12 protein-coding genes are annotated in these 13,312 nt (G+C 44.0%); 9 read left to right on the top strand and 3 right to left on the bottom strand.

All coding sequences use genetic code 11. The features are described 5' to 3' along the window. Positions 1-17: 17 nt before the first annotated feature. From uvrB to SU86_RS03575, 8 genes are all read left to right on the top strand, one after another. Positions 18-1,967 (top strand): excinuclease ABC subunit UvrB, encoded by a 1,950-nt coding sequence (gene uvrB, locus SU86_RS03610; RefSeq protein WP_048187543.1) that lies wholly within the window; start codon positions 18-20, stop codon positions 1,965-1,967. Beyond that, a complete protein-coding gene (uvrA, locus tag SU86_RS03605; RefSeq protein ID WP_048187541.1) occupies positions 1,957-4,770 on the top strand; it encodes an excinuclease ABC subunit UvrA in 2,814 nt (937 codons plus the stop codon). Before uvrB ends, uvrA begins: the two co-directional genes overlap by 11 nt. Beyond that, positions 4,767-6,356 carry an excinuclease ABC subunit UvrC gene (uvrC, locus tag SU86_RS03600; protein ID WP_048187539.1) on the top strand — a complete coding sequence of 530 codons (1,590 nt, stop codon included), beginning with the start codon at positions 4,767-4,769 and terminating at the stop codon, positions 6,354-6,356. Before uvrA ends, uvrC begins: the two co-directional genes overlap by 4 nt. A gap of 110 nt (positions 6,357-6,466) precedes the next feature. After that, positions 6,467-6,706 (top strand): Lrp/AsnC ligand binding domain-containing protein, encoded by a 240-nt coding sequence (locus tag SU86_RS03595; RefSeq protein ID WP_048187537.1) that lies wholly within the window; start codon positions 6,467-6,469, stop codon positions 6,704-6,706. Continuing rightward, on the top strand, positions 6,706-6,966 hold the full coding sequence (locus SU86_RS03590; RefSeq protein WP_048187535.1) for a hypothetical protein: 261 nt from the start codon (positions 6,706-6,708) through the stop codon (positions 6,964-6,966). The genes SU86_RS03595 and SU86_RS03590 overlap by 1 nt, the downstream gene beginning before the upstream one ends. A gap of 149 nt (positions 6,967-7,115) precedes the next feature. Next, a complete protein-coding gene (locus tag SU86_RS03585) occupies positions 7,116-7,388 on the top strand; it encodes a hypothetical protein (RefSeq protein ID WP_048187533.1) in 273 nt (90 codons plus the stop codon). Between the two features lie 38 nt (positions 7,389-7,426). Further along, positions 7,427-7,990 carry a hypothetical protein gene (locus tag SU86_RS03580; protein WP_048187531.1) on the top strand — a complete coding sequence of 188 codons (564 nt, stop codon included), beginning with the start codon at positions 7,427-7,429 and terminating at the stop codon, positions 7,988-7,990. 30 nt (positions 7,991-8,020) lie between these two features. Continuing rightward, positions 8,021-8,635, top strand: a complete 615-nt coding sequence (locus SU86_RS03575) for a cupredoxin domain-containing protein (protein WP_048187529.1) — start codon at positions 8,021-8,023, stop codon at positions 8,633-8,635. 19 nt (positions 8,636-8,654) lie between these two features. Here the strand turns inward: SU86_RS03575 and SU86_RS03570 are convergent, their stop codons facing one another. Continuing rightward, positions 8,655-9,209 (bottom strand): hemerythrin domain-containing protein, encoded by a 555-nt coding sequence (locus SU86_RS03570; protein ID WP_048187527.1) that lies wholly within the window; start codon positions 9,207-9,209, stop codon positions 8,655-8,657. Between the two features lie 185 nt (positions 9,210-9,394). Here SU86_RS03570 and SU86_RS03565 point away from each other — a divergent pair, with 185 nt between their 5' ends. Further along, positions 9,395-10,054 (top strand): hypothetical protein, encoded by a 660-nt coding sequence (locus tag SU86_RS03565; RefSeq protein WP_148550759.1) that lies wholly within the window; start codon positions 9,395-9,397, stop codon positions 10,052-10,054. Positions 10,055-10,066: 12 nt separating this feature from the next. Here the strand turns inward: SU86_RS03565 and SU86_RS03560 are convergent, their stop codons facing one another. Together SU86_RS03560 and SU86_RS03555 are read right to left on the bottom strand one after the other, a co-directional pair. Continuing rightward, the gene (locus tag SU86_RS03560; RefSeq protein ID WP_048187522.1) at positions 10,067-11,116 is read right to left on the bottom strand and encodes a hypothetical protein; all 1,050 of its coding nucleotides are present in this window, start codon (positions 11,114-11,116) and stop codon (positions 10,067-10,069) included. A 1-nt stretch (position 11,117) separates the two neighbouring features. After that, positions 11,118-13,256, bottom strand: a complete 2,139-nt coding sequence (locus SU86_RS03555) for a calcium-binding protein (RefSeq protein WP_052755465.1) — start codon at positions 13,254-13,256, stop codon at positions 11,118-11,120. Between the last annotated feature and the right edge of the window lie 56 nt (positions 13,257-13,312).

Here is a 13,312-nt window from a genome sequence, read left to right as displayed (position 1 = left end):
TATTTTGATCGCATCTATTGCAAGTACAGACATCATACCAATTATCATCTGAATACATCCCAACGGGGGATCAGCCACAGGCAATTGAAAAACTAGTCAGCGGCGTTCAGAAAAACAAAATACAGACACTGCTTGGAGTGACGGGCTCTGGCAAGACATTTACCGTTGCAAATGTAATTGCGAGGACTGGCAAGAATACACTTGTAATATCACACAACAAGACTTTGGCTGCCCAGCTGTATTCTGAGCTAAAGCAGTTCTTTCCAAAGAATAATGTCGGATATTTTGTATCATACTATGACTATTACCAGCCGGAAAGCTACATTGCGCAAACTGATACCTACATCGAAAAGGACACTGAAATCAATGAGAAAATAGAGAAAATGAGACTAGAGGCAACTGCCATGCTCTTGTCTGGGGAGCCAACCATCATAGTTGCAACAGTATCTTGCATCTACTCCCTTGGAAACCCAAAAGACTGGGAAGAGATGGCAACGACCATAAAAACAGGCATGCAGTACGGCAGATCCGAGATAATCAAGCGATTTGTCAACGCACGATATGAGCGTAATGACGTTACCATATCTCCAGGCACGTTTCGGGTGAAAGGTGATACCATCGATGTGATTCCCGCATACTCGCAGGATGTAATACGAATCTCTTTGTTTGGAGATGAGATAGAAAAGATTGCCATCCTAGATACGGTCTCACTAAAAGAAAAGCGCAAGGTAAACTCGATTAAAATATTTCCGGCAAAGCATTATTTGGTTGCAAATGATGTTCGGTCCAAGGCAGTAAAATCAATTCGCGATGAGCTAAAGGCCCGCCTGCCAGAACTAAGAGAGCTGGAGCAACAAAGACTAGAGATGCGAACCAAGTTTGATCTGGAAATGATCGAAGAGCTTGGATATTGCTCTGGAATAGAGAACTATTCACGCCACTTTGATGGAAGAAAGCCAGGCGAGCAGGCGTTTTGCTTGATTGACTTTTTTGGGGATGATTATTTGCTAGTGATCGATGAATCACACGTTACCATTCCACAATTACACGGAATGTATGGAGGGGACTACACCCGAAAAAAATCCCTAATCGAATATGGGTTTAGGCTGCCAAGCGCATTTGATAATCGACCACTAAAGTTTGAGGAATTTGAAAAATATATCAAAAATACAATCTTTGTTTCTGCCACACCCTCCGTATATGAGCGAGAAAAATCATATCAAATAGCAGAGCAGTTGGTCCGCCCAACAGGACTGGTGGACCCACAAGTAGAGATCAGGTCAACAAAGAACCAGATGGATGATCTTATTGGTGAGATAAAAAAGAAAACCGAGAAAAACCAGCGAGTTTTGGTAACCACGCTAACAAAAAGAATGGCAGAAGACCTTGCAGAATACCTATCCAAAAAAGAGATTCGAGTCAGATATTTGCATGCAGAGATTGAAGGCCTCCAAAGAACTGAGCTGATTCGCCAGTTGAGGCTTGGCGACTTTGATGTTTTGGTTGGCATAAACCTACTACGAGAAGGACTAGACATTCCAGAGGTTGCCCTTGTTGCCATACTGGATGCGGACAAGGAGGGCTTTTTGCGTAATTATACCAGCCTGATTCAGACATTTGGGCGTGCCGCAAGAAATGTCGATGGTGCCGTTATTTTGTATGCAGATACAATAACAAAGTCCATCACATCGGCAATCGAGGAGACAAATCGCAGACGGGCAAAACAACTAGAATACAACAGCATCCACAACATCACGCCACGAACCATTATCAAGTCCATTCCAGAGCAGGTAGCAACACTGGATGATCTCAAAAACAAGACACCGCATGATCTGTCCCGTGAGATAATAGAAATAGAGATGCAGATGAAAAAATATGCAGAGGAATTGGACTTTGAGAACGCGATTGCCTGTCGCGATAGACTGAGGCGAATTCAAATAGAGTTGGAAAAGAAAAATGCACGATAAACTAAAGATCAGAGGGGCGCGTCACCACAACCTCAAGAACCTAAATCTGGACATTCCAAAAAACAAACTCGTAGTAATATCTGGACTTTCTGGCTCTGGAAAATCCACACTGGCATTTGATACAATTTATGCCGAAGGCCAAAGAAGGTATGTAGAATCGCTTTCCGCATATGCAAGACAGTTCCTAGAGATGATGGACAAGCCAGACGTTGATTCCATTGAAGGGTTATCCCCCGCCATTTCTATTCAGCAAAAAACGACATCAAAGAATCCCCGCTCTACTGTTGGCACTACTACTGAGATCTATGACTATCTCAGATTACTATACGCAAGAATTGGAATCCCTCACTGCATAAAATGCGGCAGAAAGATATCAAACCAGTCAGTCGAGTCCATTTGCGAGTCAGTCTTCAAAGACTTTGATGATAAACAAGTCCTGATTTTAGCGCCACTGGTTCAGAGAAAAAAGGGAACATATGAGAAATTATTTGAGCAGATGAAAAAGGACGGCTATTCCCGCGCACGAGTCGATGGTCAAATCATCACACTAGAAGATGAGATGCCTGCGCTGGATAGGCAAAAATGGCACAACATCGAGATCATCGTAGACAGGCTCAAGGCATCAAAGGCGGAAAAAAGCAGGCTCTTTGAGGCAATCCAAACAGGACTAAAGGCAGCAAAGGGCTCTGTTTTGGTATCATCCGATAAAGACGAGAAGATATTCTCACAAAATAATGCCTGCCCATACTGTGGCATAACAATTGGCGAAATAGAGCCAAGAACATTTTCGTTCAACTCGCCGTTTGGCTCATGCAAGGCATGCCACGGCTTGGGAGTAAAGATGGAGTTTGATGAAGATTTGGTCATTCCAGATAAAACAAAATCAATCCTAGATGGCGCCATAGTTCCATGGAGTGGAAGATTTTCCGCATTCAGAAAGCAGGAGCTGCGGGCAGTTGGAAAAAAGTTTGGCTTTGATCTGATGACTCCAATGAACAAGCTCAAGCCGGAGCATCTGCGAGTCATCTTACATGGTACAGACCAGAGAATCAACTTTCATTACGAATCACAAACAACAGACTCGCACTGGGCTTACACCAACTCGTTTGAGGGGGTTTTGAATAATCTGCAGCGTGTCTTTATGGGAACCGATTCTGAATCAAAGCGAGACTGGCTAAAGCAGTTCATGCGGGATATTCCGTGCAATGTTTGCAATGGAAAAAAGCTAAAGCCAGAAGCTTTGGCAGTAAAGGTAAGCGAGATGGGAATCTATGATGTGTGTGATCTTTCCATTGATGATTGCTACGAGTTTTTCAAAAACATCAAGTTTACCGAGACCGAAAAATACATTGCAAAAGATGTCCTAAAGGAAATAACAGAGCGACTAGAATTCCTAAGAAACGTGGGCCTAAACTATCTTACACTAAACAGGCAAAGCTCGACTCTGTCTGGCGGCGAGTCGCAGCGAATCAGGCTTGCAACCCAGATTGGCTCGAATCTGACAGGCGTCCTGTATGTATTAGACGAGCCTACAATCGGGCTGCACCAGCGTGACAATGCCAGATTGATCAAGACTTTGGTAAAGCTGCGAGACTTGGACAATACCGTCATAGTAGTAGAGCATGACGAGGAGGTAATCAAAAACGCCGACTGGATAGTGGATTTGGGACCAGGTGCTGGCATCCATGGCGGCCAAATTGTGTTTGAGGGAACGGTTCCCCAAATAATGAACAATCACAAATCAGTAACCGGGGATTACCTCAAGGACAAAAATCTCATCAGACTAGTCGATAAAAAAAGAAACCAGTTTGGAACAATAACAATCAAGGGTGCTGCCGAAAATAACCTCAAGGACATCACAGTAGAGATACCACTAGGATTGCTAGTTACCGTAACTGGAGTGTCCGGCTCTGGCAAGTCCACCCTGGTAAATGAGATATTGCTCAAGGCACTATCATCATATTTTTACAAATCAAATGATCGTCCAGGAAAACACAAGTCCATTGATGGGGCTACTTTGGTGGACAAGGTAATTGCAATAGACCAATCCCCAATAGGCAGAACTCCAAGATCAAACCCCGCAACATACATTGGCGCATTCACCCCAATTCGGGAATTATTTGCAGGTACAGAATCCTCAAAGGAGCGCGGCTACACCCCAGGACAGTTTTCATTCAATGTTGCAGATGGCAGGTGTTTTGCATGTGAGGGTGATGGCGTCAAAAAAATAGAGATGCAGTTTCTATCAGACGTATATGTCCGGTGTGACGAGTGCAAGGGAAAGCGATACAATTCCGAGACACTCTCCATCCTATACAAGGGCAAAAACATTGCAGACATACTGGACATGACAGTGGAAGAGGCATTATTGTTTTTTGAGAACATTCCAAAGATTAAGCGAATCTTGCAGACAATATTTGATGTAGGTCTTGGCTACATCAAGCTTGGTCAATCATCAACCACACTGTCTGGCGGGGAGGCCCAACGAGTAAAACTAGCCTCAGAATTGGCAAAACGGGACACTGGTAAAACTCTGTACATTCTGGATGAGCCAACAACAGGTCTGCATTTTGCAGATGTTCAAAAACTATTAGATGTGCTAAACAGACTGGTGAATCTTGGCAATACCATCGTAGTAATAGAGCACAACATGGATGTGATTAAAAATTCTGATTGGATAATTGATTTGGGACCAGAGGGTGGCGATAAGGGCGGCAAGGTGATTGCCACTGGAACACCAAAGCAGATTGCATCCAGTCCCAAAAGCTATACAGGCCAATATCTCAAAAAGATCCTGCCTTGACACTAGACATAAAAAAGATAGCAATACCTGCGCAGCCCGGAATTTACCTGATGAAGGATTCCGAAAACAAGATAATCTACATTGGAAAGGCAAAGAATCTCAAAAACAGAGTCCGCTCGTATTTTCTAAAAAACCAAAACTACAAGACACAAAAACTGGTAACAAAAATAGAAGGAATCGAATTTGTCCTAACAGACAACGAATCCGAGGCGTTCTTGCTTGAATCAAACATGATAAAGCAATACAGGCCGATATTCAACATCGAGCTCAAAGACCAGCAACGATACACCTATCTTAGAATAACAAATGAGCTGTACCCAAGATTGCTAGTCGCAAGACGAACCAGGTCTGGAAAATTCCTAGGAGACGGCAAGGTCTTTGGGCCGTTTACCTCTGGCAGCTCAAAGCTTCTCAGCATTGGCTCACTGCGAAAGACATTCAAGATTAGAATCTGCAAGAGGCTGCCAAAAAAGGCGTGTCTAGAGTATCATCTGGGCAATTGCGAGGCGCCATGCGAGTTTGCAGAGGCACAGAGCAGATACAAAAAACACGTATCCAACCTAGAATCCATCCTAAAAGGAAAGGACCTTGGAGCATTCACAAAAAGCCTGCAAGAAGAGATGATACAGGCATCAGACCAACTCCAGTTTGAGCGCGCCCAAGAGATAAAGGACACCCTACAAAGACTCGGCAGCCTCAAGACCAGACAAAAAATGGAAAGCACTACCGGCTCTGATGAGGAGTATTTTGGCATCAAAGTTTCAGACCAGGCAGCTGATGTAATGACATTTAAGAAAATTAACGGAGTGATTCGCGATAGCAACAAGTATTCCTTTGATCTGGTTGGCGATAACTCGTTTGCCAATTTCATATTCCAATATTATACGACAAACCAAGTACCACCATTTATCATAGTAAATGAAATGCCGGAAAATCCTACAATGCTGGAAGAACTATTAACAAAGGCAGTAGGATTCCCAGTCAAAATAGTTTTGCCAAAATCCGGCAAGCGCAGGGAAATGATTGATCTTATAATGCGAAACATTGAGCTGGTGCAATCAAGCGGCTCAGAGCCAGGACTGGTTGAGCTCAAAGAAAAACTAGGCCTATCACAAACACCCATCATAATAGAATGCTTTGATATCTCAAACCACGGTACATCATATGCGGTTGGCGCCATGTCAAGATTTGTCAATGGCAGGCCAGACAAATCAGGATATAGAAAATTCAAGATAAAAACAGTAAGTGGTCAAGACGACTTTGCAATGATAAACGAGATAGTAAAGCGCAGATATTACAGATTAGATAATGAAAACCACCAAATGCCTAATCTTGTCCTGATTGATGGTGGTCCGGGGCAGCTACGAGCGGCCATATCAGCACTTGAGAGCATGGCAATCAAGATATCATGTGTATCACTTGCCAAAGAAAACGAAGAGGTGTACCTGCCAAACAAAAAGACACCAGTCATAATACCAAGGCAAACCCAATCACTCAAGATTTTACAGCATGCACGTGATGAGGCACACAGATTTGGTGTATCATACAACAGATCTCTGCGTATGCCAAAATCCAAATTTACTTAAAATTCATTTAATATCACATTACAAAACTAAACAAATTATTGGTTTTTTCATAATTTACAATATATACGTCAAAGGCACAAACATACCATGAAACTGCAGAGTGAGGCATGATGGCAACTGCCTATGTTTTGATCAACTGTGATTTAGGATCAGAGCAAAAGGTAATTGATCAAATCAGGCCAATGGATGGAATACGCGAAGTCAAGGGAGTCTTTGGGGCATACGACATTTTGGCAAAAATAGAAACCACGACTGCAGAGCAGCTCCGAGAGACCATAACTTGGAAGATTCGCAAAATAGACAGAATCCGCTCCACACTAACCCTCATGGGAATAGAAGGACAGGAGTAATGTCAACTGCCTATTTTTTGATAAACGCCCGCCTAAACCATGAAACAGAAATCATTGAGAAAATAAAGCTGGTCTTGGATCACTCTAAGATTCCATACGAGATACAGGGCGTGTTTGGAGTATATGACATACTAGTAAAGATCAGCGCAGGCACCGATGAGGTATTGCGCAAAATCATCTTGGAGAGGCTGCGCAAAATAGAGCACATCGAGTCTGCCATCACAATGATGGTAAATGAAGAGCAGGAAATCTTGTGTTAGTTTGTCCAGTTTTGATGTGATTTATTGGATATTTGTTTAGGCCAGTCCAGGACAGACTTATTTTTTATTATCACATAGTAGGATAGACGGCAGTATCAAGCATTTACAAGTCAATTTTTGAGGCAAACCTAGACGCAAGACTGGAGGAATTGCTGGTAAACATGCTTCGATACAATTCGACTCCAAATGTGCAAGAGCCAATCAGGGTGTTTTTGTACAATTACCAGATAATGTCCGATAATTTCTGGCAGATGTACAGGCAGGCAAAAACGCACGAAGACGTGCTGGAATGCTACTACCAGTTCTCAAAGAACCAGTGCACAATAATTGAGACATTATTGGAGAATCTGAGGCTGTCAATGAATAATTCGCAGCTCAAAGAGGAATTCCACAGCATGCTAAAAGAGGCATTTACTTTTTAGAACATTTTATTTTTAGCTAAAACCACATCAAATCATAATTGAATAAGATAGATTTAGAATTCAAGATCAAAATGGCAAGAAAATTCCTAGATAAAATTCCAGAGGGCACTCCAAAGAATCATGCACAGCAAATGAGACTAGAAGAAAACGCGTCTGTGTTTTTGTTTTTTGCATCAAGTGTTATAGAGATAGTAAAGAGACACATCAATGACACATTTGAGATATTTGATAAGAAAAATGTATTTTACATGCATGGCTTGCGGAAAAATCTTGCCAACTCTGGCATTCAGAAAAAAACAAAGAACACAATTACAAATTATTTCAGTGTACCTCAACGCATTGGAACAACTACCAATGTCAACAAAAGCAGTCTTTGGAGACTGCAGGCCTTGCGCAATCAGGCAATGCATGGAAACATAATCCAAGTCTCCAACGGCACATTGCTTTTCCCATACACCATACATGACGAAGGAAACTACAGATTCGTCCAGAAAAGCAAAAATCCGCAAAAATACTTTGGGCAAATCTTTGATGATCTGGCTGAGTTTACAGAAAAGATACTCCAGATTTGCCAAACTCAGGCTCAGGCAAAGTCCAATTAGCTTTATTTAGCGTGCATAGTCAGTGCACCCATGACAGCCGCAGATAAATTCGGCATCGCTTTTTCAGTTGGATTTACTGTTGCACTGATTGCAATTGCCATGTCATTTGGCGCAATGAGTAGTGCACCAGCAGCTCCTACACCAATGCCACCAGTCGAAAAACCTGCACCGCCAGTAGTTGAAGAAACTATCGAGGAGGCCCCAGTAATGGAAGAGACTCCAGAGGAAGAGGCAGTAGAGGAAGAAGAAATGGTAGCAGAGGAAGAGGAACACACTGAAGAGGAAGAACACACCGAGGAAGAAACCGTAGAGGAAGTGGAAGAAGAGACAGTCGAGGCAGCACCAATGTCTGCTGATGTATCAATTCCAGAAGGCTCTTCAACACCGGGATGTGAGGCAGACAATGCATGCTATTTGCCAGCAGAGACCACAGTAGGTATTGGCGGAACAGTCACATGGACAAATGATGACACCGCAGCACACACCATAACCAGTGGAACGCCAACTGATGGACCAGACGGTATGTTTGATAGCAGTATTGTAATGTCAGGCGCTACCTTTGAGTACACCTTTGAAGAAGCAGGCCAATACGATTACTTTTGCATCGTCCATCCATGGATGACTGGCAAAGTATCAGTGGAATAAGTCCACAACTATTTTTCTTTTAATTTATTTTGGATAGGTCTTGCTGGAGGTTTTGCACTAGGGATTCGTAGTCTGATCTGGACTTGCCAAGCTGCGCCAGCTTTTTTTGCTCAACATCATCCAGTCCTGCATTAACCTTATCAGACACACCTGAGAGGCGCATCTCTGCCATCATGAACAGTCGATTGTTTTCCTTCCAAAGATGCTGAGACATGTGCTCAATGTACTGCGAGATATCAGAAATTAGTTCATCTGGGGAGCCTGAGGCAAGATAGTCCTTGGCTGATTGCTCCATTTTTATGGCTATTTTGCGGGTAATCTCGTGCTCCATTAGCATTACTGCAATTGGACCCATGTTTGTTGGCATGCCAGACTGGGCAAGGGCTGGGAAAAACGACTCTTCCTCTTTGCCATGGTGACACACGTCTGTAAAGTTTTTTGAGAAATCAACTGTTGGCATCAGAATAGATTCTGGGATTTTTTTGCCCGACTTTAATAGTTGTAGTGTGACTTCCATTGCCTTGACTACCTTTTCTATTAGGTCGTGGTCCTTTCGCAGCGATTCTGTTGCCATCAAACTTGGCGCACAACAGATCTCATTTAAAGCTAATTTTATTTTTCAAAACTTTCGCTTTTCCCCAAATCTCCCACAAATTTTACAAATGCTGTAAAATTAGATGCCAAAAAAAACCCAAAACAAAAAATTGTTAGTACCTAACAAAACAAGCCTTATATCGTTTAAGGTGGTATCTGTCATGCTTGAATCAACTAGTCGCGCTATTGCTTGGAATGATTTTGTTATCAAGTGTGCTGTTGCCGGTCTCTGCACTCGCTGAAGAAAAAAAATCCTCTGAGCAGAAAAAGAAAACCGAGAAGGCAAAAAAGCCGATTGTGAAAAAAACTCAGACAAGCGAGAAGAAAAAGCTAAAGCCAGGACTGCAGCCATTTACGCCAAAAACAAAGGCAGAAGAGCCTGCAAAAACAAAACCCGACAAGCCTGAACTCAAGACCAAGTCATCGACTGCAACACTGGATCTGGCCGGCAAATGGACTGGAATCGCAACATGGTCCGCGGCATTTGATTACTATGATCCCAACATCGGCTCTTATCGCGAAGTGTGCATGTACCAGGGAAGCTTTGAGATGGTCCTAAACCAGAACGGCAATTCTGTTACCGGCAATGCGGCACTCGGCAATGTAGCAGTCACGCAGGGAAGAAACATGGACGTATGCGCAGAGGGTGGATTTAGTACCCTTGGCGCAGTTAATGCAAAGGTCTTTGGCTCTGGATTCTCTGGCACGGTAGGCGGATTGAACATCAAGGGTTCGGTAACAAGTGATCTGATAAGCGGCAAAGTTTCAGGCTCGCTTGGCGGAGAGGTAAGTATTGATGGCCAGTTCAAGGGCAATAGATCCTAGCACTGTCTAGATCTAGTTTCTTATTTCATACGTGAATTTCTTTACTTCCATTCCCGCATAGCTTATCGTAATCTCGTATTTGCCTGGAATGGTCTTGTCGGTGATTCTGAATAAATGCTCAAACTTGCCCTTGCTTCCCACCGCAGTTTGTTGCATCTCTGTCTTTCCGTCCGGTCTTAGTATGGTGACATCTGCAGTCTTGCCGCGCTCATAGAGATTCATCGGAATTGTTCCGGTGATTTTTTCGGTGACTGTTTGACCTTTTTTTATCTTGACTGTCTTGGCGTCCTTGGATATCTTTGTTTTAGTTTCTTTCTTGGTCTTTTCTTTTGTTTCTTTTTTGGTGTCCTTTTTGATTTCCTTTTTGGTATCGGATTTTTTGAGTGATTCAGACACTGTCACTTTTTGTACGGTTCCAGGATTTGATGTCGGTGCAAGGCCGTTTTTTGCCAATACTGCATCAATGTCTTTTTGCCATGATTTGAGGGACAGATTTGCCTTTACTGTCTTGCCAGCTTGTGTTATTTCTATGACCTTGGTCTTGTCTGTTTTGACTGTGGTCCACGTGTTTAGATCAAAATATGTGGTCGTGGTCCCATCCTGATCCCATATCTCCCATTGAGTCTGGGCCTGATCAGCACAGGTCATCTTTACCTTTGGCTTTGCCGCAAGTGTGACTGATTTTGTCTTTGGCTCTGATGTCACGCCAGAATCAAGAACTGTGATTTTCGTCTCGTGCGTTGTGGTATAGGTATTGTTGCCAAGGATTTTTGCTATTTTGAGCGTAAATGTGTCAGGGTTTACGACAAATGACGCAATTGCAATTCCGTTTGTGTCTGTTGCTGTCAGTTCTTCCTGTTTTTGCTTGCCGTCCAGTGATAGAATGATTCCAGTCTCGCCTATTGGTTTTGCATTTACATCAACTATTTGGTAGCAGACCTGTATTGCATCACCAGTTTTTGTTACCTGCTCCGAATACACAAAGGCAGGCTCTGCATTCGCCATTATCACTGGGTATGCCAGTGCAACAAGTGAGAAAAATATCAGATATCTTGTTTTCATGTCATCTCCTAAACGCATTCTGGAATTCCTCAAACGTCCAGAACCTTACTGGAATCTTGAAATTGTTGTTGTTCTCGCAGTTTGTAATTGGGTTGCCGAGGCCGCAGCTGTCAGTTCCCGGCCCGCCATCTATAGTGTTTGTTCCGCTTCCGCCGTTGATTCCATCGTTGCCATCACCACCTGAAATATTGTCATTGCCTTCCTGGCCAAAAATTGCATCCCCGCCGCTTCCGCCCTGCGCCGAATCATTTCCCATGTTTGTCTGAATGGTGTCGTCCCCTGTACCTCCATTCATGGTATCATCGCCTATGTTTCCTGTCAAAAAGTCATTTCCCGAGTCTCCATTGATTGCATCGTTTCCTGCACCGCCATTTAGAAAGTCATTTTCATCACCTGCATTGAGCTCATCATTTCCGTCATCTCCAAGCAGCAGGTCTATTCCTGCACCGCCGGTTATTCTGTCGTTTCCTCCCATCCCAAGCAGCCTGTCGTTTCCACCGGCACCTGTCATGGTGTCATCCCCATCTCCGCCGTAAAGCTGGTCATTTTCTGGTCCCGCAGTCAGGATATCATTGCCTGCACCTCCATACATCATGGATTTTCCCAAATTGTCAGTGAGGACGTCGTTTCCGCTTCCGCCGTAAAGCGTATCGTCTTCTTCCCCACCATCAAGTGTGTCATCGCCTGCCTCACCGCCTACGGTGTCCTTTCCAGCCTCGCCATAGACGCGGTCGTTTCCATCATACCCGTATAATCCGTCATCGCCATCACCGCCATAGATTTCATCATTGCCCTGTCCGCCAATTATGAGGTCTTGTGTTCCCTCACCGCGAATCTGGTCATTACCGTTTCCGCCAGTGATATAGTCACGATCATCACCGCCCCATACTTGGTCATTGCCATCATTTCCTTCTATTTCGTCTTCGCCCGCATCTCCGTACAGAATGTCATCACCGTCTCCTGCGTAAATGTGATCATCATCCTCATTGCCATGGATGGTGTCGGTACCCTTTTTGCCCCAGATCATGTCTACCTTGTCTCCACCGTCTATCTTGTCGTTTCCGTCATTGCCATCTAGCCAGTCAAACCCGTCCTCGCCATAGATTTCATCATTGCCTTCTCCGCCATCAATGGTGTCAGTTTCCGCACCTCCCCAAATCTTGTCATTGTCCTTATTGCCATCCATCTTGTCCTCGCCGTCCTCGCCATACATCTGGTCATCCCCCCGCCCACCGGTAAAGGTATCATCACCATTTCCTCCGTACATTTTGTCATCGCCGTCTTGCCCTTCAAGAAAATCCTTGTTATCCTCACCATACATTTCATCATCTTCCTGTCCTCCGATGAGCTGGTCCTCGCCCTGCCCACCCCAAATCTTGTCCTCGTGCAGTCCGCCAAAGAGTAGGTCATTCCCATCATCGCCATAGATTTCGTCTTTTCCGTCATATCCATGTGCCACATCGTTTCCTGGGCCTGCACGGATTATGTCGTCTCCCGCATTTCCGCCCTTTTCTGTTTCTCCAAAAATATTGTCATTTCCGCCATCACCATAAATGAAATCCCGGTCATCACCTCCGAAAATCTTGTCATTTCCTGCACCGCCGCAGATAAGGTCGACTCCTTGAAGTCCGTCGACAAAATCATCCCCTCCCAGGGCACAGATAACATCGGTTCCTGCCGTGCCTGTGAGGGTGTCAGGATTTTCCGTTCCAATTATGGTGGCAGGCACGCCTCCGCAGGTACAGCCGCCCTCAATTACCTCGCCATAAATTGTGGGCTCTAGTTCTGTAGCGGATATGGCCTGGTTGTTTGTCGGCGGTGTCTCTTTTGTCTGGGTCTGTGGTGTCTGTGATGTTGGTTCCGTTTCTATTGTGATTACATGAAAGTCAGTTGCCTTGCCATAGCCGCACCTGGTTGGGTCCGGGTCAGGCAGTGTGGTTCCATCAAGTGAGGTGACAGAACCCATGTTTGCATGTAAATGCTCAAAGTCACATCCGGAATCTGGATGTGATAATTTGAATTGCGATGCTGGGTAGTCCTTTCCGCCAATAGAGATTACTTGGATTTTTTCTGATGATATGCTCGGTATGATGGATAAGAAAATTACTGTAATGAGAAAAATTGCGCCGGGCTTTAGCACGGAATTGTAATTGTGTTGTGATATTTAAGTTCGGGATCAGAAATAAATCAATTCTA

Source organism: Candidatus Nitrosotenuis cloacae (genome assembly GCF_000955905.1).
Classification (GTDB): Archaea; Thermoproteota; Nitrososphaeria; order Nitrososphaerales; family Nitrosopumilaceae; genus Nitrosotenuis; species Nitrosotenuis cloacae.
The sequence above is the reverse complement of the archived record's forward strand: the minus strand, read 5'-3'. Positions and strand labels throughout refer to the sequence as shown.

Bases quoted from the DNA above. Each gene is read 5' to 3' on its own strand.
- uvrA (WP_048187541.1), top strand. From the start codon at position 1,957: ATGCACGATAAACTAAAGATCAGAGGGGCGCGTCACCACAACCTCAAG.
- SU86_RS03595 (WP_048187537.1), top strand. From the start codon at position 6,467: ATGGCAACTGCCTATGTTTTGATCAACTGTGATTTAGGATCAGAGCAA.
- SU86_RS03575 (WP_048187529.1), top strand. From the start codon at position 8,021: ATGACAGCCGCAGATAAATTCGGCATCGCTTTTTCAGTTGGATTTACT.
- SU86_RS03590 (WP_048187535.1), top strand. From the start codon at position 6,706: ATGTCAACTGCCTATTTTTTGATAAACGCCCGCCTAAACCATGAAACA.
- SU86_RS03570 (WP_048187527.1), bottom strand. From the start codon at position 9,209: ATGGCAACAGAATCGCTGCGAAAGGACCACGACCTAATAGAAAAGGTA.
- SU86_RS03560 (WP_048187522.1), bottom strand. From the start codon at position 11,116: ATGAAAACAAGATATCTGATATTTTTCTCACTTGTTGCACTGGCATAC.